This window comes from Halolamina pelagica (genome assembly GCF_900115675.1).
In the GTDB taxonomy this organism is placed as follows: Archaea; Halobacteriota; Halobacteria; order Halobacteriales; family Haloferacaceae; genus Halolamina; species Halolamina pelagica.
Window position 1 is genome coordinate 325,812 of sequence record NZ_FOXI01000003.1, and the last position, 22,457, is coordinate 348,268.

The following is a 22,457-nucleotide window of genomic DNA, read 5'->3' on the forward strand; positions in this document are numbered from 1 at the left end:
GCCAGCCCCACGTAAAAGCGTGTTCAAACTGCCGGGACCGTGTCAGCGCCCGACAGGGGAGCCGAAACGGGCAAACCGCCGGCGGGCGAATCGCGCCCCATGACCCTCTCCTCGCTCGCGGCCGACCTCCGGACGGAGGCCGAGCGGGCGAACGAGCGCCGCGCGCTCGTGCTCTCGGGCCCGCCCGACGCGACCCGCCGAGCCGCCGTCGACGCCATCGAGGCCGCGGACCTCCCGATCCGCGACTGTACCGCGGTCTCCGCCGCCGAGGACTGGCCGTTCGAACACGTCGGTCCGCGCCAGTCCCGCGAACTCCTCGGCCGAACGCAGCGGGCGATCGTCGTCGACGGCCACGACGAGTGCTCGCCCAACGCCGTCGGCCGCACCGTCGGCGCCGTCGACGGCGGCGGCCTCTACGTCCTGCTCGCGCCCGACCTCGACACTTGGGGCCAGCGCCGCGACGCGTTCGACGAGAGTCTCGCCGTCCCCCCCTTCGGCGTCGACGACGTGACCGGGAACTTCCGGGATCGACTCGTGGAGACGCTCCGAACGCATCCGGGAATCGCGATCTGTGAAGTGGACAACGGCTACGACGACCCGGAGGGCGACGCGGTCGAGGTCCGCGACGACGGGTTGACCGACCCGTGGCCCGCCCGGCCGCGGGAGACGCCGGAACCGCCGGCGGACGCACGGTTCAGGGACGATACCTATCGTGCCTGCAGAACCGTCGACCAGGCCGAGGCGGTGCACGAACTGGAGGCACTCCGGCACGACACCGCGGAAGGTCCTCCCGGAGTCGTCGTCGAGGCCGACCGCGGCCGCGGGAAGTCGAGCGCCGCCGGCCTCGCGGCGGGCGCGCTCGCCCGCGAGGGGCGGGACGTGCTCGTGACCGCGCCGGACCGCCGCGGCGCCGACGAGGTCTTCGCTCGCGCTCGGGAGCGACTCGAGGACGCCGAGGAACTCGCTGCCGGTTCGGACGACCGCATCGACGCCGACTCGGGTGGCTGCGTCAGGTTCGCTCGCCCCCCAGAAGCCGCCGACCTCCCGGAGGACCCGGACGCGGTGGTCGTCGACGAGGCCGCGGCGCTCCCGGTCTCGCTGCTCGAACGGTTCCTCGACGGTCCGCCGGTCGCGTTCTGCACCACGGTTCACGGCTACGAGGGCGCCGGCCGGAGCTTCGACGTGCGGTTCCGCAGGAGCCTCGTCGACTCGGAGCGCGAGGTGATCGACGTCCGCCTCGACGAGCCGATCCGCTACGCGGCCGGCGATCCCGTGGAGTCCTGGGCGTTCCGCGCGCTGCTGCTCGACGCCCGCCCGCCCGTCGATCAGTTGGTCGCCGACGCCATCCCCGAGACGGTCACCTACGAGAAACTCACGCGCGAGCGACTGCTCGCCGACGAACACCTGCTCCGTGAGGCGTTCGGACTGCTCGTCCTCGCGCATTATCGAACCGAACCCGACGACCTCGCACGACTGCTCGACGCGCCGAACCTCACCTGTCGCGCGCTGTTGCACGAGGGGCGAGTCGTCAGCGTCGCCCTCCTGGCTCGCGAGGGCGGGCTGAGCGAGGAAACTCGGGAGCGCGTCTACCGCGGCGAGCGCGTTCGCGGGAACATGCTCCCGGACGTGTTCACCAGCCAACTCCGCGATCGCGGCGGTGGCGAGCCGGTCGGCTACCGCGTGATGCGCATCGCGACCCACCACGCGGTCCGCTCCGACGGACTCGGCTCCCTGCTCCTCTCCGAGGTCGAAGACGAGTTCCGGAGCAACGACGGCCGCGACGCCGACCTGCGGGGCGAGCAGGTCGACTACTTCGGCGTCGGCTACGGCGCCACTCCGGAACTGCTCGACTTCTGGCGCGGGAACGGCTACCGGACCGTCCACCTCTCCACGACGAAGAACGACGCCAGCGGCGAGCACTCCGCGCTGATGGTGCGCCCGCTCACCGACGACGGCGCCGAACTCGCCGCCCGGCACGCTCGCTGGTTCCGGGAGCGCGCGCCGGGCGTGCTGGCGGGCCCGCTCTCGGGCGTCGATCCGGACGTGATCCGGCGGGCGCTCCGGGCGGTCGACGACGGCGCGGTGCCGGCGGAGCCGAGCCTCTCGGAGCGCGACTGGCGGGTCGTCGTCGACGCCGCCAACGGGATGGGGAGCTACCACGCCGCGCCGGCGGCCTTCACCGAACTCGCGCTGCGGGAGCTAATCGTGGGCGACGCCGGGTTGGACCCGAGTCAGGAACGGCTGCTCGTCGAGAAAGTGCTCCAGAACCGCGAGTGGGACGCCGTCGCCGAGGATCTCGACAGGGTATCGACCCGGATGACGATGCGCGCCTTCGGCGACGCCTGTGAGCCGCTCGTCGAGGTCTACGGCACCGAGGCGGCGAAGGCACACCGCGAGTACTGGCCGAACTGAGCGGTGCCGTAGATTCATCGTGATGGCTGCCCAACCTGTACGCATGCTCCGCAAACTGTACAGCGCGATCTGTGCGGCCGAACTGGTCGCGCCACGGCGGCTGATCGCCGCCGCCGAGCAGGTGGCGCTCGAGGATTCTGGGGCGAGCGAACTGCGCTCGTGGGTGGTTCCGGGCGCGCGCCTCGAAGGCCTGCTCTTCCTCGTCATGCTGGCGCAGCGACCGCTCGTACTCGCGGTTCAGGAAGCTCCTCGGCGCCGTCGGCCTCCTCGCCTTCCTCCGGCCGCGTGCCTACGTGGACTACGGCACGAAAGCGGCCTACCGTGACGCGTCGACGATCGAGTGGCGGCCGTGGGTGTACACGGGGACGCGGCTGATCGGCTTGCTCTACGTGGTGGTCGCGCTCGCGGAACGCCGTCGGTCCTGACCCATCTCCGGTAGACAGAAGACCGGACGAGCCCACGGATCGACTGTGCCGACCTGTACCGAGGACGACTGCGACCGCGAGGCGGCCGTCGTCGTCTACGTTCCCTGGGCGGCGGACCGACCGGTCTGTGCCGCCCACGGGCGCGTGCTGGTCCAGCAGGACGGCGTCGTGGCGGAACCGCTCACCGACGCCGACGAGTGGGGGTAGTCAGTCGCCGACCGCCCGCGGATCGACGGCCATCATCACCTCGTCGACGTACTCGTCCTCGATGCGGTAGTGGTCCTTCCGGACCGCCTCGATCTCCCAGCCGTGGTCCTCGAGGAAGCTGATGGCGCGCTCGTTGCTCGACGGCACGGAGTTGTAGAGCTTCTCGTAGCCGTGTTCGCGCGCCCAGCGCACCCCCCGGTCAAGCAGCAGTTGACCGAGCCCACGCCCCCGATAGTCGGGGCGGAGCCCGACCGTGAGCTGGGCGGTGTGGGCCAGCTTCTCCGCCTCGGGGAGGTCGAGGTGGACCCAACCGACGACGTCGTCGCCGACCTCCGCGACGAAGAACAGCCGGGACATCACGTCGTTGTGCCGGATGACCGCCTCGTCGTAGTCCAGCGCGGCGGCGACGGTCTCGGCCTCGATGTAGCTCCCCTCGCTGGCGACGGAGTCGACGACCGCCACGAGCGCCTCGCGGTCGTCCTCCTCGGCCGTGCGGACGGTCACGGCGTCGCCGTCGACCGCGTGCTCCTCCTGCTCGTCGACGGTGTGGGCGATCTGGAGCTCGTCGCCCACCTTACGGACGTACCCCTGGCGCCTGAGGACGGTCAGGTGGTGACCGAACGCGCTCGGGTCGAGGTTGAGCCCGCGCCGGACCTCCGCCTCGGTCACCCGGCCGTGGCGCTCCACGTAGTTGTACAGGTCCTCCCGGTCGGGGTCGTCGAAGGTGAGCTGTTCGGTGAGTTCCATGGCTTTTGCTAACGCGTGACACTACATAAGCGTTGTTCGGCCGCTACTCCCCCGAAACCCCCGTCAACAGCTCCGCGACGGCGACGACGTCGTGGGTCTCGAGCAGCACCTCGGCGGCGCTCCGGACCGTCGCGTCGGAGTCGTGATCCACGCCGTGGCACCGGGCGAAACACTCCAGCCAGTCCCGGGTCGCCCGCCGGAGCAGCCGGTGCTCGCGCGCCGAGAACCGCGGCGGGTCGTCGCCAGTCCGCGCCTCGACGTAGCAGGCGACGACGGGGCCGAGTCCGTCGCGGGCGGCTTCGAGCGCGCGCTGTTCGTTGGGGTCGTCGACGACCTCGCCGTCGCCCCACGCCGCCCGGGCCGTGCGCGCCTCCCGCGCCAGCCGCTCGATGCGCTCGGCGTATCGCGACGGCGGGGGGCCGTCGGCGTCGGCGGCATCACACCCCTCGAAGCCCGCCACTGCTCAGCCCTCCTCGAACTCGACGCCCTTGCCGCCGCGTGGGTGCTCCCACTCGGTCTCCGCGACGACCGCGCAGGTGCCACACTCGATGCAGGGCTGGGTGTCGAGGCTGACCACCTCCTCCCGCTCGCCGTTCGATTCGACGGTCTCCCGGCGGTAGCAGCCGCCGCCGAACCCCTCCGCGCTGACCGGACAGGCGGTGACCGCGGTGCCGCTGGCCGCCGCCGAGTCGTCCCGCAGCTCGATGTGCGGGTTCCCCACGTCGGTGTCGTAGGTCAGGTCGCCGATGCGGTCGGCCAGGCTCGGCGGCTCCACGTCGTTGGTTTCGTCGACGGGGGCCCCGAGCTCCTCGGCGATGACCGTCGGGAGCGTGACGTAGGGAGTCCGGGTGTCGGGCACCATCATCGACAGCGCGGGCGAGGAGTAGAGCCGCTCGAGCCGGTCGCCCAGCAGGCGGACGCCGAACCGCCCCACCGCGGAGTCGAGCACGGCGTCGGTCAGGTTCGCGAACGGCTCGGGCTCGCCGAGCGCGCTGGCGACCTCGTAGCGCCGCGGCCGGAGCTTCTCCATCACGCCCTCGTCGTGGAGTTTCCGCTCGTAGAACTCGCCCGCCCGGCTCGTGTCGCCGCGGGCCTTCGCCTGCGCGTACGCCTCGGCCGCGAGCCCGCCGGCGGTGACGGCGTGGTTCATCCCCTTGATGATGGGGCCTTGGGCCTGCATCTGCCCCGCCGCGTCGCCGACGACGACGAGCCGGTCCTGGTGGGGCGACTGCAGCGCTGCCTTCTTCGAGTCCGGGACGAGCTTCGCCGAGTACTCCCGCTCCTCGTACTCCTCGTCCGCGAGCCACTGCCCCAGGAACGGGTGTGTCAACAGCGCGTCGAGCAGTTCGTGCGGTTCGGCCCGCTCGGCCGCCACGGAGTCGAGGTGGAACACCGACCCGATCGAGAGCGAGTCCTCGTTGGTGTAGACGAACCCGCCGCCGCGGACGCCGTCGAACAGGTCGCCCGAGAACAGGTGGGCGACGCCCTCGCCGCCCTCGACGTCGAACCGCTCCGGGACGGCGCCGTCGGGCAGGTCGACGACGGCCTTGACGCCCTGGAACCACTCCTCGGGCTCCTCCCAGTCCATCAGGCCGGCGTCGCGGGCGAGTTCGGAGTTGACGCCGTCGGCCGCGACCACGAGGTCAGCCCGGATCGGGTCCAGCTCCTCGCAGGTGACGCCGACGATCTCGCCTTCCTCCCGGAGCAGGCCGTCAACCTTGACCTCGGTGAGCAGGCCGCCGCCGGTCTCGCGGGTGCGCTCGTGGACCCGCTCGGCCAGCCAGGAGTCCATCTCCCGGCGCAACACCGCGTCGCACCAGTCGGTGTCGTGCTCGTGGAGGTCGGTGATGTCGAAGCTCTTGACCTGCGAGCCGGCGACGTTGTGGAGGTGGTACTCGGTCACCGGGCGCTCCGTGGCCGCCTCGCGGAACCCCGGGAACAGCCCGTCGATGGTGTAGGGCGCGGACTCCTCGGCGTAGATGAGGCCGCCGGAGACGTTCTTCGCTCCGGCGTCGACGCCGCGCTCGAGCACCAGCGTCTCGACGCCCTCGTCGGCGAGCGCCGCCGCCGCGGCCGCGCCGCCCGGCCCGCAGCCGACGACGACCGCCTCGTAGTGTTCGTACTCGCCGTCCCCCCCGCTCGCGCCGTCGGTAGGTTCACTCATCTGGAATCACCTCCATCCGCAAGCGCCTCCACGTCGATCTCGCCGCTCTCCAGCGCGTCGATGAGCCGGGGCAGCACCTCGAACAGGTCGCCCTCGACGAAGTAGTCCGAGAACTCCCGGATGTCGGCCTCGGGGTCGGTGTTGACGGCGACGATGGTGTCGGAGTCGTCCATCCCGACCTTGTGCTGGATGGCGCCGGAGATGCCCGCCGCGATGTAGAGGTCGGGCTCGACCTCCTGGCCGGTCTCGCCGATCTGGCGCTCCTCTGCGGTGTACTGCTCGACGTGGCCGTCGAACTGGTAGGAGCCGGTGACGATCCCCCGGGAGACGCCCACGTCGGCGTCCGCGAAGCAGTCCGCGAGGTCGAGCGCCAGCTCCATCCCCCGCGTCGGGTCGTCGCCGATGCCCCGGCCCATCGCCACGACGACGTCGCGACCGGTGAGGTCGACGCCGCCCTCCAGTTGGTCGTACTCGGTCACCTCGACGCGGAACCAGTCGTCCTCGAGGGCGACGTCGCGCTCGACGGTTTCGCCCTCGCGTTCGGGGTCCGGATCGGGCACGTCGAAGCTCCCCGGGATGACCGAGGCGCCCTGCGGGTGGAACTCCCGGCCGGGGTTGTCCAGACAGAGGATGGTGGAGTACTCGAAGCCGGAGAAGTCGGGCCGCTTCATGTGCAGCACGCGCTCGAAGGTGCGGTTGCTGCCGCCGGTCTTGACGGGGTTGGAGATGACCGCGTCCTCGATGAACAGCCCCGAGCAGTCCGAGGCCAGCCCGGAGTCGAGTTCGGCCTGCACCTGCGCGGAGAGGTCCCGGCCGTTGTTCGTCGCCGGGAAGAGCACGTACCGCGGTTCGTCGTAGTCGCGCCAGTCCGCCGGCTCGGGGTTGCCCGCGCCGGGGTCGCCGCCCCAGCGCGCCATGTCGCAGAACACCTCGGCGTAGGGCTTGTGGTTGAAGCGGTCGAGCCGGGGGTCCTCGTGATACACCGCCACGTCGGCGCCGTAGGCGATGCAGTCCTCGGCGAGGTCGTCCACGTCGTCGCCGACGAGGACCGCCACGACCTTCTCCGCCGCATCGTACTCGTCGTTGTACCCGTCCATCAGCTCCCGGGCCTTGCCCAGCATCTCCCGGGAGACGTCGACGAGGTCGCCCGCCTGGGTCTCGCAGTAGACCCACATGTCGCCGTAGGTCCCGTCCTCGAGCGCGCGGACGTGGCGCTTGTCCGCCGTCGGGTGGTCGAGCTCGGGGTGTTTCTCCTCGGGCGGCACCTCGGGTTCGAGCTCCTGCTCCTCCTCGCCCTCCACGGAGTCGATGCGGTTCTGGATGAGGCTCTTCACGCTGTCGCGGTCCTCGCCGGCCTCCTCACGCTCGATCATGTCCCGCAGGACGTCGCCGTCGTCGACGTCCTGGACGGCGTTGCCCACGTCGGCGGCGGACATCTCCGCGAGGTCGAGCTCGTCGGCGTCGGGCGCCTCGTCCTCCGCCGCGAACTTCTCGACGCGGGACTCGATGACCGTCTTCACTGCCGTGCGGTCCTCGCCGGCCTCCTCGGCCGCGAGCAGCGCCCGCAGCGCGTCGACGTCCTCGATCTCGTTCACCAGCGGCCCGATCTCGGAGACGTCGTGCTCGCCCGGGTCGAACGGGAGGTCGTCGGTCGCCTCCCCGGACCCGCTCTCGTCCGCCCCGTCCCGGATCGCGTCGAGACGCGCCTCGATGGCGTCGACGGCGGTCGTGCGGTTCCGCCCGTCGCGCTCGGCCGCCAGGACCGACTCCAGCGCCTCGGGGTCGTCGATCTCGCCCACCGCCTCGCGCAGGGCGTCGACGGTGTACTCGTCGGGGTCGAGCGCCACGGTCACTCACCCCCCGCGAGCGGCACCATCTCCTCGACCAGCTCCCGCATCGCCTCGCCGTCGTCGGGGTCGACCATCGTCGCGTCGCGCTCGGCCGGCGCCCGCGGGATGGGGTCGACCGAGGAGACGATCGTCGGCGAGCCGTCGAGCCCCACGTAGTCGGGGTCGAGGTTGAGCTCCTCGTGGTCCCAGACGGTGACGTGCTCCTCGTGGTTCTGCGCCCGCTCCTGGGTCTCCTCGCGGAGATCCTTGTGGGTCAGCCGGTGGGCGGCCTTCCGGTAGGTCGGCTCGAACTCGGGGTCGGCGACGACGAAGCAGGGCAGCGGCGCCTCGACGGTCTCGATCTCCTCGATGTCGCCCTCGACGAGGCGCTTGGCGCGGACCCGCCCCGCCTCCTCGTCGATGTCCAGCGAGACGACGTGGGTGAGGATCGGCCAGTCCAGTCCCCAGCAGGTCTGGGGGCCGGTGTGGCCGGTCTCGCCGTCGGCGGTCTTGAAGCCGGCGAACACCATGTCGACGCCGCCCTCGGCGACGTGTTCGTCGAGGCGTTCGATGGCAGTCGTCAGCGCGATCGACGTCGCCCACGTGTCCGCGGCGGCGAACGCCCGGTCGGAGACCAGGTAGGCGTCGTCGGCGTACACCGACTCCATCCCCTCCTGCAGTACCTCCTTGAACCCCGGCGGGCCCATGCTCATCAGGCTGACGTGGCCGCCGTTCCGGACCTTGGTCTGCAGCGCCGCCCGGAGGGCGTGTTTGTCGTTCGGGTTCATCACCGTCGGCGTCGCTCCCCGCTCGAGGTGGCCGTCCTCGTCGAAGGCGACCTGCCCCTCGCGGAAGTCGGGAACGCCTTTCGTCAGAACTACTGTGTGCATTGGAAACTCCTATCACGAGGTTTCGGGACGACCCTAATAGTTGTTTATCCGATTCTATCAGGTTGGGGATCGACGGCTACCGTAGAAAACGACCCGGAAGCAGAACAGCGGTCGGCGTCGCCGGCAGGTCAGATGCGACCCGCGCGGCCGGGGTCGACGTCGATGGCGTCGACCGGGCAGACGTCGACACAGAGCATGCAGTCGATGCACTGGTCCTCGTGGGTGGGCTCGACTTTGAGTTCGCTCGTCGGGTGGTCCGGCGTGTCGACCCAGGTGAACACGTCGACCGGGCAGTCCTCCAGACACGCGCCGTCGGCGATGCAGATGTCGTAGTCCACCGCGACGTGGGTGCCGTGGATACCCTGCTCCTCCGGCGGGTCGACCGGCCCCCAGACCGCCACGCCGTTCTCCTCGTCGACCTTCTCGCGGTTCTGCTCGAAGTTCGGGTCGATGGGCATGTGTTGAAAAGTCCGCGCGACGCACATAAGTGTTCGCAGGCCGCCGGGGCGAGCGAGCTACCTTCTTCCCGCTCGAGCGCGTGCGGGCCGGTATGCTCGACACCGTGGCGCTGGTCGCGCTGGCGCTGCTGGTCGCCGCCGTCGTCGCGAGCGTGGTGCCCGGGCTTCCGTCGGGCCTACTCGCCCTCGCCGGAGTCTACGTCGAGTACCTCTACGGCGACGGGATGGCGCTGTGGCTCCTGGCGAGTTTCACCGTCGTCGGCCTCCTCGCGCTCGTCGTCGACCTGTTCGGCGGTGCCATCGCCGGGCGGGCGCGCGGGACGAGCAACCGGACGACGCTGCTGGCGGCCGCCGCCGGCTTGGTGCTGCTGTTCGTGCTCGGCCCGATCGGCGTGCTGCTGGGGATGTTCGGCACGGTGTTCCTTCTGGAACTGCGCCGCGACGACCGCGATCACGAGCAGTCCCTGGAGAACGCGCTCTGGGCGACCGCGGGGATGCTCGCCTCCGGCGTCGCCGTGTTCCTGCTCGTCGCGTCGATGCTCGCGGGCTACGCCGTGTTCGTGCTCTGGCTGGGCTGAGCCAGCGCCCGTTCGACCGACTCCGCGATCTGCAGGAGGAACCCGTCCGCTCCCGGCGGTCCGACCAACTGGAGGCCGACCGGGCGGCCGTCGATCTCGCCGCAGGGGACCGACACCGCGGGCGCGCCGGTGGCGTTGAACGGGGCGGTGTTCGCCACCGTATCGAGCACCGACGGCCCGTCGTCGCCCGGAACCGCGCCGAATTCGGGCGCGGTGATCGGCGTCGTCGGCATCGCGAGCACGTCGACCTCGGCGAACAGCGCCTGCTGGCGCCTGATCGTCCGTCGGCGCGCGTCCCAGGTCCGCCCGTACGCGTCGGGCGCCCGGGAACGAAGCCGGCGACCCGTCCCGACCAGTTCTCGCACGCGGTCGGGGAGCGCGTCGCGTCGTTCGTTCGCCCGACGGATCGCCGCCCGGAGGTCGGCCCTCGCTCCGGTTCCGAGCAGGCTGCCCCGCTCCAGCAGCGCCGCGAACTCCATCACGGTCCCGGCGTCGTTGGCGTCGACGGCCGCCCCGGCCTCCGGGAACGTAACCGAGCTGACCTCGGCGTCGAGTCCGATCCCGCACTTCGTCACCGCCGCCTCGACCGCGGCCTCGACGGCCGGCGTCGCCGCCTTCATGAACTCCGTGGGGACGCCGAGACAGAGGTCGTCCAGGTCGCGACCGAGGTCGTCGGCGAACGAGAGTCGCGAGGGCGCGGGCAGCGAATCCGGGCGCGTCGCTGCCTGTCCGGCGATCGCTTCCAGTACCCGTGCGGCCGTCTCGACGGTGCGAGCGAGGACGCCGACGTGGTCGTTCGACGGCGAGAGCGGGACGACGCCCTCCGCGGGGACCATCCCGAAGGTGGGTTTGTAGCCGACGATCCCGCAGAAGGCGGCCGGGATCCTGACGCTCCCGGCGGTGTCGGTGCCCAGCGCGGCGTCGACGCTCCCGCCGGCGACGGCCGCGGCGCTGCCCGAGGACGAACCGCCGGGGACGCGCCCCTCGACGACGGGGTTCTCGGTCCGGCCGCGCGCACTCTGTTCGCCTGTGGTCCCGAACGCGAACGGGTCCATGTCCGTGGTGCCGACGATCGTGCCGCCCGCGGTCCGGAGGCGCTCGACGGCGATGGCGTCGATGTCGGGGGTCCACTCGAAGCAGTCGGTTCCGCAGGTCGTCGTGACGCCGCCGACGGCGAGGTTCTCCTTCACGGCGAGGTCGAGTTCGGCGAGCGGGCCGTCGAGGGGGGCGTCGGCGATGAACGTCTCGGCGAAGGCGTCGTCGGGGTCCGCGCGCTCGTGGGGGGTCGGCGGGGCGAACGCGCCAGCGACGCTGTCCCCCGGCAGCGACCGCACCCGGTCGAGGTACTCGTCGACCCGGTCGTCGGTTTCCTGCGGGTCGGCGCGCTCCATGATCGGGCGTTTTCGCCGTACACATAAGGGCCGTTCGGCCGTCACAATCCTCGCGGGGCGACCACCGAAACCGGCGGGCTTTAGGCCCGCATCGATCAATCCACGACCAGATGAGCCACGAGGAGTTCCCCACCGACGGACCCGCGGTGGTGACGTGTGGACTGCCGTACGCGAACGGCGACCTCCACATCGGTCACCTCCGGGGGTACACCGCCGCGGACGCGGTGAACCGCTCGCTGAAGAAGCTCGGCCAGCAGTCGGCGTACGTCTGCGGGTCGGACATGCACGGCACCCCCGTCGCGCTCAACTCCGCCAAGGAGGGGGTCTCCCCCGAGGAGTACGCGATGGAGTACCACGAGAAGTACGCCGAGACGTTCCCGAAGTTCAACGTCGAGTTCGACAACTACGGCCACACGCACGACGAGACGAACACCGAGATCACCCGCGAGTTCGTCGAGAAACTCGAGGCGGCGGGCTACGTCTACGAGGACGAGATCCTCGTGGCGTGGGATCCCGAGGAGGACCAGCCGCTCCCCGACCGCTACGTCGAGGGCACCTGCCCGTACTGCGGCGAGCAGGCCCGCGGCGACGAGTGTGACGAGGGCTGCGGGCGCCACCTCGAACCCGGCGAGATCGAGGACCCCGTCTCGACGCTGACGGGCAACCCCGCGGAGTACCGCGAGCGCGAACACAAGTACTTCGCCGTCTCCGAACTCGCGGACTACCTCTCCGAGTTCCTCGACCGCGTCGAAGGCACGTCCAACGCCCGGAACCAACCCCGCGAGTGGATCGAGGAGGGGCTCAAGGACTGGTGTATCACGCGGGACATGGACTGGGGGATCGACTACCCCGGCGAGGAGGACCTCGTGCTCTACGTCTGGGTCGACGCGCCGATCGAGTACGTCTCCTCGACCAAGCAGTACTCCGAGCGCGTCGGCGCCGACGAGTACGACTGGGAGGAAGTGTGGGGCCGCGACGGCGGCGACGGCGGCGAGATCGTCCACGTGATCGGCCGCGACATCATCCAGCACCACACGATCTTCTGGCCGGCGATGCTCCACGCCACGGATCACGCCGAACCCCGCAGCGTCTGCGCGACGGGCTTCGTGACCATCGACGGCAAGGGGCTCTCGACCAGCCGGAACCGCGCGATCTGGGCCGAGGAGTACCTCGACGAGGGGTTCCACCCCGACCTCCTGCGCTACTACCTCACCACGATGGGCGGGTTCCAGCAGGACCTCGACTTCACCTGGGAGCGCTTCCAGGAGCGCGTCAACGGGGAACTGGTCGGCACGGTCGGGAACTTCGTCTACCGCTCGATGCTGTTCGCCGCGCGGAACTTCGACGGCACGCCCGACGCCGACGTGAGCGACGAGGTGCGGGCGCGCATCGACGACGCCGTCGAGCAGTTCGAGGCCGCCGTCCGCGACTACGACGTGCGCAACGCCGGCGACGCCGCGGTCGAACTCGCGCAGTTCGGCAACGAGTACATCCAGCAGCACGAGCCGTGGCAGCTTGAAGACGGCAGCGACGAGCAGGCACAGGTCATCCGCGACTGCCTGCAGGTCGCGACCGCCGTCGCGGTGCTGCTCGAACCCACCTGTCCGGGGAAGGCCGAGACGGTCTGGGCCCAACTCGGCATCGACGCCGACGTGCACGCCGCCGAGACCGACGCGGTCCACACCGAACCGGGCGCGTTCGACGAGCCCGACGAACTGTTCGAGAAGATCGAGGACGACCGCGTCGACGAACTGGACGCGGCGCTGGAGGAGAAGATCGCCGAAGCGACCGCGGACGACGAAGACGAGACTGAGGACCCCGAGATGGACGAGAGCGACCTCGAACCCCTGATCGACGAGCGTATCGACTTCGACACCTTCGAGAGCCTGGATATCCGCGTCGGCCGCATCGAGTCGGCCGAGGGCGTCGAGGGTGCGGACAAACTGGTGCGACTGTCGGTCGACATCGGCGTCGAGACCCGACAGATCGTCGCCGGACTGAAACAGCTCCACGACGTCGAGGAGCTGGCCGGCGAGAAGGTGATCGTCCTCGCCAACCTGGAGAAGGCGGAGCTGTTCGGCGTCGAGTCCAACGGGATGGTGCTCGCGGCGGGCGACCAGGCCGACCTGTTGACGACGAAGGAGGACGCCGAGCCGGGGACGAAGGTGCTGTGACGGGGACGGGCAGCCGTCCAGCGACGAAGGTGCTGTAGACGGCAATTGGCAGCCGTCCAGTGACGAAGGTGCTGTAGAAGCGCGCCGCAGCCGATCTTTTCACCCGACGCCGTTCACACGAACGTCCGGTAGCCGATCCACGCCGCGATCGCCAGACACGCGAGCCCGAGGGCGCGAGCGAGCCACCGCCACTGGTCCGGAACCGGCTCGTCCGTCCCGTAGTCGCCACGGCGGCGCCGGGTCGGTCCGCCGAACACGGAGAGGCGAATCGCCGTCCCTGGGGCGACGAGGAGGACGATGCCCAGCACCGCGCCGAGGCCGACGGCGAGGAGTTCCCGGATCACGAGCGGAGGCGCTCGATGCGCTTCTCCATCGGCGGGTGCGTCGAGACGATCCGCTGGAGGAACCCGGTGTCGGGGCTGGAGATACAGAGCGCGCTGACCTGCTGGTCGACGTTCGACTCGCGACGGCGGTCACCCCGGCCGCGTTGGGCGCTCCCCGACGAGGCGGCGGCGCGCTGGTTGCCCTGGCTGATCTTCTCCAGCGCACGGGCGAGGGGGTCGCCGCCGCCGATCGCCCGTTTCGCGTCGGCGTCGGCGACGTACTCCCGGTACCGCGAGATCGCGAGCACGAAGATCATCACGACGAACTGGACGACGTTCCCGACGACGATCGCGAGGAAGAAGTCCGCGATGTCGTTGTCGCCGGTGAGCAGCACCGCGAACTGCGCCACGATCCCGACGATCGAGGCGATCCCCTGCCCCAGTTGCATCGTGACCACGTCGCGGTTAGCGATGTGGGCGAGCTCATGGGCGAGCACCCCCTCGAGTTCGTCGCGGTCCAGCAGCTGGAGGAGTTCCTCGGAGACCACCACGATGCCGGCGCCCTTCCGGCCGACGGCGAAGGCGTTGGGGACGCCCATCCGCGCGATCTTCAGCTCCGGTTTGTCGATCCCCATCCCGTCGGCGTGTTTCTCCACCATGCGGTGGATTTCCGAGTACTGCTGCTCGGAGAGCTCCTCGGCGCCGACGCTGCGCAGCGCCGCCCACTTCCCGACCTTGTACTGGACGCCGATGAGCAGGATGCTACCCACGATGGCGATCGGCAGGATCCCCGTCCCGAACGTGACCATCGCCGCCGCGACGGCGACGAGGTAGAAGGCGGCGAGGATCCCCCCGACGAGCGCCATCCGCAGTTTGAGTCCAGGGTGTCGCACGTAGGGGAGTACGGTGTTCGAAACGGATAAATGACTCACTGGGCGCCGGTGCGACGGCGCCGACCCACAGGAACCAACCACTTACCACCGCACCCGTGTAACCCCGGGCCATGTGGATCGAGTACGACCGCGACACCTGCATCGGGATGTTCCAGTGCGTCGCCGAGTGGGACGCCTTCGAGCGCGACGAGGACGCCGGGAAGGCCGTCCTCGTCGACGCCGAGGAGACCGACGAGGACCTGTTCGTCCGTGAGGTACCCGAGGACGCCGAACTCGACGCGAAGTTCGCCGCGCGGGCCTGCCCCGTCGACGCGATCCGCGTCTACGACGACGACGGCGAACAGATCGTCTGAACGCCGCCGAACCGTCCCGTTTCAGTTCCACCCCGCTCGCCGAACCCTTATCGGCGAGGGCGTCCCACTACCTGCAAATGGCGGCCACCGACGACGTCGGCCGGATCGACCACCCGCTGCTGACGCCCGACTTCCTGGAGCGCCGGCTCTACCAGCTCCAGCTCGCGGGCACCGCCCAGGAGGCCGACACCCTCGTCTGCCTCCCGACCGGCCTCGGGAAGACCACCGTCTCGCTGCTGGTCACCGCCGAGCGTCTGCAGGAAGTCGGCGGCAAAGCCCTGATGCTGGCGCCGACGAAGCCGCTGGTCCAGCAGCACGCCGAGTTCTACCGCGAAGCCCTCCAGATCCCGGACGAGGAGATCGTCGTGTTCACCGGCGAAGTGAGCCCGGACGACCGCGCCGAGCTCTGGGAGTCGGCGACCGTCGTCATCGCGACGCCGCAGGTCGTCGAGAACGACCTCGTCGGCAACCGCATCTCGCTTGCGGACGTGACCCACCTCACCTTCGACGAGTGCCACCGCGCCACCGGCGACTACGCCTACGTCTACATCGCCGAGCGCTACCACGCCGACGCCGCCGACCCCCTCGTCACTGGCATGTCGGCGTCGCCCGGCGGGGACGAGGAGGAGATCCTGCAGGTCTGTGAGAACCTCGGGCTGACCGAGGTCGAGGTGATGACCGAGGACGACGCCGACGTCGACGAGTTCACCCACGACACCGACGTGCAGTGGGAGCGCGTCGACCTGCCCGAGGAGATCCTGGATATCCGGGAGCTGTTGAACGAGGTGATCACGGAACGACTGGAGGATCTGAAGGAACTCGGCGTCACTAACGCCACCAGTCCGGACCTCTCCCAGAAGAAGCTCAACGGGATGCGCGCCGAACTGCAGAAGCTGATCAACAACGACCAGAGCGAGGGCTACCAGGGGATGAGCACCCACGCCGAGATCATGAAGCTCCGGCGGGCGGTCGAACTGGTCGAGACTCAGTCCGTCGAGTCGGTCCGGCGCTACTTCGAGCGCCAGCGTGAGGACGCCCGCTCCTCGGGCGCGTCGAAGGCCAGCCAGCGCATGGTCAGCGACCCCCGGGTCCGCCGTGCGATGCGGAAGGCCGACACCTACGACGACCTCCACCCGAAGTTCTCGAAGGCCCGCATCCTGCTGGCCCAGACGCTCGGCATCGGCGACGGCGAGCGCGTGATCGTGTTCACCGAGTCCCGCGACACCGCCGAGGCGCTCACGGAGTTCCTCGGGCGGAGCTTCGAGACCCGGAAGTTCGTCGGCCAGGGCGACAAGGAGGGCTCGGACGGGATGACCCAGAAGGAGCAGCAGGAGCGCCTCGACCAGTTCCGCAACGGCGAGTTCGAGGTGCTGGTCTCCACCTCCGTCGCGGAGGAGGGGCTGGACGTGCCGGAGGTCGACCTCGTGCTCTTCTACGAGCCGGTTCCCACCGCGATCCGCTCCATCCAGCGGAAGGGTCGAACCGGTCGACAGGCCGAGGGGAAGGTGGTCGTCCTCATGGCCAACGACACTCGGGACGAGGCCTTCTTCTGGATCGCTCGCCGGCGCGAACAGGAGATGGAGGACGAACTCCGGGAGCTGAAAGGCGTCGCCGACGAGGTCGAGGAGGAGCTCGACGACGCCCAGCAGTCGCTCTCGGCGTTCGACAGCGGCGACGACGGCGAGGCGCGGGAGGAGCGACTCTCGCCCGGCTTGGACGACTTCGCCGAGGCCGACGGCGACGGCGGGAGCGACGATAGCGCCGCCGCCGCGGAATCCGCGGGTGACGCTGACGGCGGCGAGGAGGGCGTCGTCGCCACCGCGGACTCGGACCCCGAGGAGGACGTGATCGAGGTCGTCATCGACCAGCGTGAACTCGACTCGCCGATCGCGAAGGAGCTCTCCCGGCGCGAGGGCGTCCGGACCCGACTCGAAACGCTCGATGTCGGGGACTACGTGCTCTCGGATCGCGTTGCCGTCGAGCGCAAGTCGGTCGCGGACTTCCTCGACACCCTCACCGGCGGCGACCGCTCGATGTTCGAGCAAGTCGGGGACCTCTCGCGAGCGTACGCCCGCCCCGTGGTGATCCTCGAAGGGGAGGACCTCTACGGCGAGCGCAACGTCCACCCCAACGCCATCCGCGGCGCGCTCTCCTCGCTGGCGATCGACTTCGACGCCAGCGTGCTCCGAACGGAGGACGAGGACGACACCGCCGACCTGCTGGAGGTCGTCGCTAGCCGCGAACAGGAGGAGAGCGATCGAACCGTCTCCGTCCACGGCGAGAAGTCGGGGAAGACGCTGGCCGAACAGCAGGAGTACGTCGTCGGCAGCGTCGCCGACATCGGGCCCGTCACCGCCCGGGCACTCCTCGAGGAGTTCAAAACCGTCGAGGCGGTGATGACCGCCCGGAAGGAGGACCTCATGGCGGTCGACGGGATCGGCGAGGTGACCGCGGATCGGCTGCGGGAGGTCGTGGGAAGCGAGTACACCGGCGACGGCTCCTGACCTGCTGGGACCTCCGTGTCCCAGCGTCGGAACCTACGCCGTCGCCGTGTTCCACCGAATACCTACTCCCCCAACGCTTCCAGCGCCTCGGCGGCCTCCTTCGACGCTTCTAACCACTCTTTCGCCGTCCGGGGGTCGCTCGCCTCGTTGGCTTTCCGTGCCGTCGTCGTCACCGCGCGCCGGAGTTCGGCACGGGGGTCGTCGGCCGCCGGCGGCGCCCCCGAAGCCGGGTCGGGTCGGCTCACGTCGAACCGATCCGGCGTCGGCGCGCCGGTGCCGCGTTCGGACTCGCTCCGCGCCGGCTCGGCGTCGGACGGCTGCGGCGCCTGCTGCTCGGCTGGCTGCTGTTCGGCTGGCTGCTGCTGGGGCTGTCCCGACGACTGCTGGGGAGCCTGTTCGGTGGGCTGTTCAGTAGCTCGCTCGCCGCCGCAGGTGGGACAGAACGTCTCGTCGCCGTCGCGGAACAGCGGGTCGCCGCAGTTCTCGCAGTGCTCGTTGGTCATCGTCGCGCCCTGCAACAGGAGTTCGCTCATGCGCTGGGTCTCCTGGCGCTTCTCCTCGTCCTTTTCGAGCTTCTCCCGGAGTTTCTCCCGCTCGGCCTCCTTGTCGAACTCGTCGCTCATGGACTTCGGTTGGCGCTCCGGAGCAAAAAGGCGTGGTAGTCCGGAACCGTCGGCGCCACGGCTACGCGGCTGAAAACACGGGAACTGAACGGGAGCGAGTTAGAACGGGGCCTGCGGGCCTTCGTCGTCCTCGCCGTCCTCGTCGCCCTCGCCCGGGAAGGAGGGGCTCATGCTGCTGCCGCCGGTGCCGCCGAGGTCGCCGTCGGCGCCGCCGCCCATGCCGGTGTCGGCCTGGACCGTCTCGATCTCGGGGATCTCCTTGACCATCCGGGACTTGATCGCCTGGATCGTCATCGGGGAGATACCGCAGCCCGAACACGCGCCGCCGAGCTGGATGTGGACTTCGCCCGACTCGCGGTCGAGGTGGGTGATCGAGGACGAACCGCCGTGCATCTGGATCTGCGGGAAGTTGCGTCGCAGGAAGTTGCTGACCCGCTCGCGAAGGTCGTCGTCGCCGGACTGGCTCTCCGTGCTCATACGTCCGCTTGGCGAGCGGGCGGCTTATGCCTTTGGTTCGGGCCACCCCGAACACGTTCGATAGCCGGCTCAGCCGTCGGTTTCGGGCTGTTCGACGCCCAAGAGGTCGTGGAGCTCGGCGGCGATCACGTCTGTGTACCGGTCGAGCGTCCCGTTCACCGTCTCGGCGTCGACGCTCACCGCGGTCACGCGCTCCGAGGGGTCCTCGGGGAGTTCCACCTCGAAGGCGCCGTCGACGAAGTGGGGCTCGGACTCGTTGAGCACCTGCTGGTCGATCGCGTGGATCAGGTCCGAGTCGTGGTCCTCGCTCATCGTCTCGAACGCGTTCTTGTAGGCGCGCTGGAGCTGCGTGAAGTGTTCGGTGTACTTCTCCTCCTCGAACGTTTCGGGGTCGAACTCGGCCATTAACCGCGATTGGCGTGGCGAAGGCAAAAGTGGGGCGACTCGCCGCTCGTCAGAACGCGGTCCAGTCGCCGAGTTCACGCCCCGACTCCTGGTACCGGAACGCCCGGCCGTCGTCGTCGCGCCGCGTGGTGATCACGGCGTCGAACGGCTGGGTGAGCGTGGTGACCGCCTGGTCGGTCGCGGCGTCGTCGTCGACGACGGCGACGGCGGGCCAGTCGAGCCCCTGTGCCTCCGCGAGCAGCACCCGGAGGAACTGATAGACGCGCTCGGTCTCCCAGTACATCAGGAGCTCCGACACGGAGTGGACGCCGACGGCGGCGTGCTCGACGCCGTCGTCCTGAACCGTGTCGACGAGGTCGGTGAACTTCACGCCGATCTCGGTGAGGTTCTTCGGCGAGGAGGCGTAGCGCACGAGCGCGTCCTCGCCGCCGTCACGCCCCTGTGCGCGGCTCGCGCAGTCGACGATGCCGAAGCGGTCGGGGTCGCCGTACTCGGCGAAGTCGGCGCGTGCGCCGGTCGCCTGCCGACTGGTGGAGACGAGCAGCACGTGGTCGGCGAGCGCGTCGAGCAGCCGGAGGAGCAGGTCGTACTTCCCGGACATCGCGGGCCCGCGTACCAGCACGCTCCGGCCAGCCGCGAGTTCGGCGATCGGGATGGCGGAGTCCAGCGTCTCGGCAGTGGGCTCCTCCATTCTCGTACGTCTACCTCTCGGGGCGACCACAAAACGCTGTTCCCTCGTTCACCCGTCGGTGGCCGGGACGTTGATGAGGCGGCGCGACCGTGTCGGGGTATGGTGACTGCTCCGCGAACCGACGCGACGCAGCGGGGGTGGCGCTGATGCGGTACCTCGCGCGAACCGCCGCCGGCGACGCCCTGCTCGGCGACGACGACGGGGTCGTCCCGCTCGCCGCGGCCGCGCCCGAACACGCGAGCGTCCGCGAGGCGCTCCCCGCCGCCGCGGCGGGCACGCTCCCGGACCCCGACGCGGCGACGGCCGACCGCACCCCCCTGGAGAAGCGATCGCTCGGCGCCGCCGTCGAGGAGCCGGGGAAGCTGTTCGGCATCGGCCTCAACTACGTCGAACACGCCGGCGACCTCTCGGAGGACGCGCCCGAGGAGCCGGCGAGCTTCTTCAAGCCGACGACGGCCGCGACCGGGCCGGGCGGGCCGATCCGCCTGCCGCCCGCGGAGATCACCGACCGCGTGACCGCCGAAGCCGAACTCGCGGTCGTGATCGGGCGGACCTGCCGGAACGTCGACGCCGAGGACGCCGACGGCGTGATCGCCGGGTTCGTGCCGGTGATCGACATGACCGCCGAGGACGTCCTCCAGCGCAACCCGCGCTTCCTCACGCGGTCGAAGAGCTTCGACACGTTCCTCGTACTGGGCCCGCATCTCGCGATGCCGAAGGCCGGGACGGACCTCTCGGAGACCACCGTCCGGACGGTGATCGACGGCGAGACGGTCGCGGAGAACGTCGTCGCCAACATGGAGTTCCCGCCCCGGGAGCTGGTGGCGTTCCACTCCGACGTGATGACGCTGGAGCCGGGCGACGTGATCTCGACGGGGACCCCCGGCGCGGGCGTGATCGAGCCGGGTTCGCACGTGCGGGCGGAGGTCGACGGCTTCGGGAGCGTCGAGGCGGACGTGGTTCGGTAGTCGGCGTCGGAGCGCTACTTTCATCCGCCCGAGTGCCTACCTCCGGGTAGAGTGGAACCCGCCCGTATCCCCGACTCGTTCCCCGCGCCCTCCCACCGCGGCAACCAGGAGCGGGCGCTCGCGGACATCCGCGACGCGTTCGCGGCCGGGAACGACGTGGTGCTCGTGCGCGCGCCGACGGGCAGCGGCAAGTCCCTCCTCGCCCGGTCGATCATGGGCGCCGCCAGAACCGTCGACGAGGCCGACCCCGCCCAGCCCACCGGCGCCTACTACACCACGCCGCAGGTCAGCCAACTCGACGACGTGGAGGCCGACGACCTGCTCGAGGACTTCCGGGTCATCCGCGGGAAGAACAACTACGACTGCATCCTCCCCGGCGAACACGACACGCCGGTCGATCAGGCGCCCTGCGTGCGCAAGAAGGGGTTCGACTGCACGGTCCGCCACCGCTGTCCGTACTTCTCCGACCGCGCCATCGCGAGCAACCAACCGATCGCGGCGATGACGCTCGCGTACTTCATGCAGACCGCCGGCAGCGACGTGTTCCGGATGCGCGACGTGGTCGTCGTCGACGAGGCCCACGGGCTCGCGGAGTGGGCGGAGATGTACGCGACGGTCGAACTCTCGCCGCGGCGCGTGCCGATCTGGGACGACGTGGACGTGCCGGACGTGACCGCGGCGACGGGCGACGAGGTGGAGGGCGCCGTCCGCTTCGCCGAACAGCTGCTCGAGCGCTGTGAGGTCGAGAAGGACCGACTGCTCGCGAAGCCGGAACTCACCCCCGAGGAGGCCGCCCGCCGGGACCGCCTGCAGGAACTGATCAGCGAACTCGCCTACTTCGCCGAGGACTACCGCGATCCGAACTCGCCGACGACGTGGGTCGTCGACCAGCCCGAGGGCGCCGGCGGCGCGGTCTCGATCAAGCCGCTGGACCCCGCGAAGTACCTCAAACACACCGTCTGGGACCGCGGCTCGAAGTTCGCGCTGCTGTCGGCGACGATCCTCAACAAGGAGGCGTTCTGCCGCGGCGTCGGGCTCGACCCCGAGAACGTCGCGCTCGTGGAGGTGGGCCACACGTTCCCCGTCGAGAACCGCCCGCTGTACGACGCCACGCAGGGGAAGATGACCTACGAGCACCGCGACGAGACGCTGCCGAAGATCGCCGACCTGGTCGTGCGGCTGATGGCCAAACACGCCGACGAGAAGGGGCTGATCCACTGCCACTCCTACGCGATCCAGGAGCAACTGGCCGACCGGCTCGCGGACCTGGGCGTCGCCGGCCGCGTGCGCGTCCACGACCGGGAGAACCGCGACGCCCAACTCGAGGCGTGGAAGGCCAGCGACGAGCCCGAACTGTTCCTCTCGGTCAAGATGGAGGAGGCGCTCAACCTGGAGGGCGATCTCTGTCGCTGGCAGGTGCTCTGCAAGGCGCCGTACCTCAACACGAAGGACTCCCGCGTCGAGCGACGGCTGGCGGAGGGCCAGTGGGCGTGGTACTACCGCGCGGCCCTCAGAACCGTGATCCAGGCCTGCGGCCGCGTCGTGCGATCGCCGGAGGACTACGGCGCGACCTACCTCGCGGACGACTCCCTCCTGGAGCTATTCGACCGCGCGAGCACCGACATCCCGGGCTGGTTCCAGGACCAGGTCGACCGCCTCGCCGAGCCGACACTCCGCGGCGCCGACCCGTCGGCCGCGCTCGCGGGCGTCGACGCCAGCCCGAACGCGCGCTCGTCGGGGCGTGCCGGACGCAGCGGGAGCCGCGGGTCGGCCGGCTCGACGACTTCGTCGTCCAGTTCGTCCTCGGGATCGTCGTCGACGGGGTCGGCCACCAGTCCGGGGAGTGACTCGCCGGCGAACAAGACCGAGGCCGAGGCGGAGAAGCGTGAGAACCATCCCCTGTCGGACGTATGGGGTGACGGATGAGCAGTCACACCAGTCGGGA

The 22,457-nt window shown here is 70.1% G+C and carries 22 protein-coding genes; 9 read left to right on the plus strand and 13 right to left on the minus strand.

Going from position 1 to position 22,457, the window contains the following annotated elements:
• Positions 1-99: 99 nt before the first annotated feature.
• The 3 genes from tmcA (at position 100) to BMZ83_RS16795 (ending at position 3,044) form a co-directional block, all read left to right on the plus strand.
• Positions 100-2,412 carry a tRNA(Met) cytidine acetyltransferase TmcA gene (gene tmcA / locus BMZ83_RS06365; RefSeq protein ID WP_074876778.1) on the plus strand — a complete coding sequence of 771 codons (2,313 nt, stop codon included), beginning with the start codon at positions 100-102 and terminating at the stop codon, positions 2,410-2,412.
• 293 nt (positions 2,413-2,705) lie between these two features.
• Positions 2,706-2,837: a hypothetical protein gene (locus BMZ83_RS17330; RefSeq protein WP_255458090.1), complete on the plus strand. Its 132-nt coding sequence runs from the start codon at positions 2,706-2,708 to the stop codon at positions 2,835-2,837.
• A 45-nt stretch (positions 2,838-2,882) separates the two neighbouring features.
• Complete coding sequence (locus tag BMZ83_RS16795) at positions 2,883-3,044, plus strand: hypothetical protein (RefSeq protein ID WP_166623211.1); 162 nt, start codon at positions 2,883-2,885, stop codon at positions 3,042-3,044.
• On the opposite strand, the gene BMZ83_RS06375 is transcribed toward BMZ83_RS16795, so the two are convergent.
• From BMZ83_RS06375 to BMZ83_RS06400, 6 genes are all read right to left on the minus strand, one after another.
• Positions 3,045-3,791, minus strand: coding sequence for a GNAT family N-acetyltransferase (locus BMZ83_RS06375; RefSeq protein ID WP_074876780.1), 747 nt, complete (start codon positions 3,789-3,791; stop codon positions 3,045-3,047). It lies immediately after the preceding gene.
• A gap of 43 nt (positions 3,792-3,834) precedes the next feature.
• Positions 3,835-4,251, minus strand: a complete 417-nt coding sequence (locus BMZ83_RS06380) for a hypothetical protein (RefSeq protein ID WP_074876783.1) — start codon at positions 4,249-4,251, stop codon at positions 3,835-3,837.
• A 3-nt stretch (positions 4,252-4,254) separates the two neighbouring features.
• The gene (locus tag BMZ83_RS06385) at positions 4,255-5,955 is read right to left on the minus strand and encodes an FAD-dependent monooxygenase (RefSeq protein ID WP_074876786.1); all 1,701 of its coding nucleotides are present in this window, start codon (positions 5,953-5,955) and stop codon (positions 4,255-4,257) included.
• Complete coding sequence (locus tag BMZ83_RS06390) at positions 5,952-7,646, minus strand: electron transfer flavoprotein subunit alpha/FixB family protein (RefSeq protein WP_074876857.1); 1,695 nt, start codon at positions 7,644-7,646, stop codon at positions 5,952-5,954. The genes BMZ83_RS06385 and BMZ83_RS06390 overlap by 4 nt, the downstream gene beginning before the upstream one ends.
• 158 nt (positions 7,647-7,804) lie before the next feature.
• Complete coding sequence (locus BMZ83_RS06395; protein ID WP_074876788.1) at positions 7,805-8,674, minus strand: electron transfer flavoprotein subunit beta/FixA family protein; 870 nt, start codon at positions 8,672-8,674, stop codon at positions 7,805-7,807.
• Between the two features lie 128 nt (positions 8,675-8,802).
• Complete coding sequence (locus BMZ83_RS06400; protein WP_074876790.1) at positions 8,803-9,132, minus strand: 4Fe-4S dicluster domain-containing protein; 330 nt, start codon at positions 9,130-9,132, stop codon at positions 8,803-8,805.
• 92 nt (positions 9,133-9,224) lie between these two features.
• Between BMZ83_RS06400 and BMZ83_RS06405 the strand changes: the two genes are divergently transcribed.
• Positions 9,225-9,710, plus strand: a complete 486-nt coding sequence (locus tag BMZ83_RS06405; protein WP_074876792.1) for a DUF456 domain-containing protein — start codon at positions 9,225-9,227, stop codon at positions 9,708-9,710.
• On the opposite strand, the gene BMZ83_RS06410 is transcribed toward BMZ83_RS06405, so the two are convergent.
• Complete coding sequence (locus BMZ83_RS06410) at positions 9,680-11,101, minus strand: amidase (RefSeq protein WP_079990123.1); 1,422 nt, start codon at positions 11,099-11,101, stop codon at positions 9,680-9,682. The two genes, BMZ83_RS06405 and BMZ83_RS06410, sit on opposite strands and share 31 nt — an antisense overlap.
• A gap of 110 nt (positions 11,102-11,211) precedes the next feature.
• Between BMZ83_RS06410 and metG the strand changes: the two genes are divergently transcribed.
• Complete coding sequence (gene metG / locus BMZ83_RS06415) at positions 11,212-13,275, plus strand: methionine--tRNA ligase (RefSeq protein WP_074876793.1); 2,064 nt, start codon at positions 11,212-11,214, stop codon at positions 13,273-13,275.
• A 113-nt stretch (positions 13,276-13,388) separates the two neighbouring features.
• On the opposite strand, the gene BMZ83_RS06420 is transcribed toward metG, so the two are convergent.
• Positions 13,389-13,619: a hypothetical protein gene (locus BMZ83_RS06420; RefSeq protein ID WP_074876795.1), complete on the minus strand. Its 231-nt coding sequence runs from the start codon at positions 13,617-13,619 to the stop codon at positions 13,389-13,391.
• Complete coding sequence (locus BMZ83_RS06425; RefSeq protein WP_074876861.1) at positions 13,616-14,464, minus strand: M48 family metallopeptidase; 849 nt, start codon at positions 14,462-14,464, stop codon at positions 13,616-13,618. Before BMZ83_RS06425 ends, BMZ83_RS06420 begins: the two co-directional genes overlap by 4 nt.
• A gap of 137 nt (positions 14,465-14,601) precedes the next feature.
• Between BMZ83_RS06425 and BMZ83_RS06430 the strand changes: the two genes are divergently transcribed.
• Both BMZ83_RS06430 and BMZ83_RS06435 read left to right on the plus strand, forming a co-directional pair.
• On the plus strand, positions 14,602-14,844 hold the full coding sequence (locus BMZ83_RS06430) for a ferredoxin (RefSeq protein WP_074876798.1): 243 nt from the start codon (positions 14,602-14,604) through the stop codon (positions 14,842-14,844).
• Positions 14,845-14,921: 77 nt separating this feature from the next.
• Positions 14,922-17,348 (plus strand): DEAD/DEAH box helicase, encoded by a 2,427-nt coding sequence (locus BMZ83_RS06435; protein WP_074876800.1) that lies wholly within the window; start codon positions 14,922-14,924, stop codon positions 17,346-17,348.
• Between the two features lie 62 nt (positions 17,349-17,410).
• Here BMZ83_RS06435 and BMZ83_RS06440 read toward each other — a convergent pair whose 3' ends face one another.
• From BMZ83_RS06440 to BMZ83_RS06455, 4 genes are all read right to left on the minus strand, one after another.
• Positions 17,411-17,971, minus strand: coding sequence for an Sjogren's syndrome/scleroderma autoantigen 1 family protein (locus tag BMZ83_RS06440; RefSeq protein WP_074876802.1), 561 nt, complete (start codon positions 17,969-17,971; stop codon positions 17,411-17,413).
• Positions 17,972-18,070: 99 nt separating this feature from the next.
• Positions 18,071-18,448, minus strand: a complete 378-nt coding sequence (locus tag BMZ83_RS06445; RefSeq protein ID WP_074876804.1) for a NifU family protein — start codon at positions 18,446-18,448, stop codon at positions 18,071-18,073.
• Between the two features lie 69 nt (positions 18,449-18,517).
• Positions 18,518-18,853, minus strand: a complete 336-nt coding sequence (locus BMZ83_RS06450; RefSeq protein WP_074876806.1) for a DUF5783 family protein — start codon at positions 18,851-18,853, stop codon at positions 18,518-18,520.
• Positions 18,854-18,902: 49 nt separating this feature from the next.
• Entirely contained in the window at positions 18,903-19,544 is a 642-nt protein-coding gene (locus BMZ83_RS06455) for a DUF7504 family protein (protein ID WP_074876808.1), read from the minus strand.
• A 146-nt stretch (positions 19,545-19,690) separates the two neighbouring features.
• Between BMZ83_RS06455 and BMZ83_RS06460 the strand changes: the two genes are divergently transcribed.
• Positions 19,691-20,512 carry a fumarylacetoacetate hydrolase family protein gene (locus BMZ83_RS06460; RefSeq protein WP_074876810.1) on the plus strand — a complete coding sequence of 274 codons (822 nt, stop codon included), beginning with the start codon at positions 19,691-19,693 and terminating at the stop codon, positions 20,510-20,512.
• Between the two features lie 51 nt (positions 20,513-20,563).
• A complete protein-coding gene (locus BMZ83_RS06465) occupies positions 20,564-22,438 on the plus strand; it encodes a helicase C-terminal domain-containing protein (RefSeq protein ID WP_074876812.1) in 1,875 nt (624 codons plus the stop codon).
• Positions 22,439-22,457 lie beyond the last annotated feature (19 nt).

Coding starts and splice junctions, on each gene's coding strand:
- tmcA (WP_074876778.1), top strand. CDS start 100: ATGACCCTCTCCTCGCTCGCGGCCGACCTCCGGACGGAGGCCGAGCGG.
- BMZ83_RS06375 (WP_074876780.1), bottom strand. CDS start 3,791: ATGGAACTCACCGAACAGCTCACCTTCGACGACCCCGACCGGGAGGAC.
- BMZ83_RS06385 (WP_074876786.1), bottom strand. CDS start 5,955: ATGAGTGAACCTACCGACGGCGCGAGCGGGGGGGACGGCGAGTACGAA.
- BMZ83_RS06395 (WP_074876788.1), bottom strand. CDS start 8,674: ATGCACACAGTAGTTCTGACGAAAGGCGTTCCCGACTTCCGCGAGGGG.
- BMZ83_RS06400 (WP_074876790.1), bottom strand. CDS start 9,132: ATGCCCATCGACCCGAACTTCGAGCAGAACCGCGAGAAGGTCGACGAG.
- BMZ83_RS06405 (WP_074876792.1), top strand. CDS start 9,225: ATGCTCGACACCGTGGCGCTGGTCGCGCTGGCGCTGCTGGTCGCCGCC.
- BMZ83_RS06410 (WP_079990123.1), bottom strand. CDS start 11,101: ATGGAGCGCGCCGACCCGCAGGAAACCGACGACCGGGTCGACGAGTAC.
- metG (WP_074876793.1), top strand. CDS start 11,212: ATGAGCCACGAGGAGTTCCCCACCGACGGACCCGCGGTGGTGACGTGT.
- BMZ83_RS06425 (WP_074876861.1), bottom strand. CDS start 14,464: ATGGCGCTCGTCGGGGGGATCCTCGCCGCCTTCTACCTCGTCGCCGTC.
- BMZ83_RS06430 (WP_074876798.1), top strand. CDS start 14,602: ATGTGGATCGAGTACGACCGCGACACCTGCATCGGGATGTTCCAGTGC.
- BMZ83_RS06435 (WP_074876800.1), top strand. CDS start 14,922: ATGGCGGCCACCGACGACGTCGGCCGGATCGACCACCCGCTGCTGACG.
- BMZ83_RS06440 (WP_074876802.1), bottom strand. CDS start 17,971: ATGAGCGACGAGTTCGACAAGGAGGCCGAGCGGGAGAAACTCCGGGAG.
- BMZ83_RS06445 (WP_074876804.1), bottom strand. CDS start 18,448: ATGAGCACGGAGAGCCAGTCCGGCGACGACGACCTTCGCGAGCGGGTC.
- BMZ83_RS06450 (WP_074876806.1), bottom strand. CDS start 18,853: ATGGCCGAGTTCGACCCCGAAACGTTCGAGGAGGAGAAGTACACCGAA.
- BMZ83_RS06455 (WP_074876808.1), bottom strand. CDS start 19,544: ATGGAGGAGCCCACTGCCGAGACGCTGGACTCCGCCATCCCGATCGCC.
- BMZ83_RS06460 (WP_074876810.1), top strand. CDS start 19,691: ATGCGGTACCTCGCGCGAACCGCCGCCGGCGACGCCCTGCTCGGCGAC.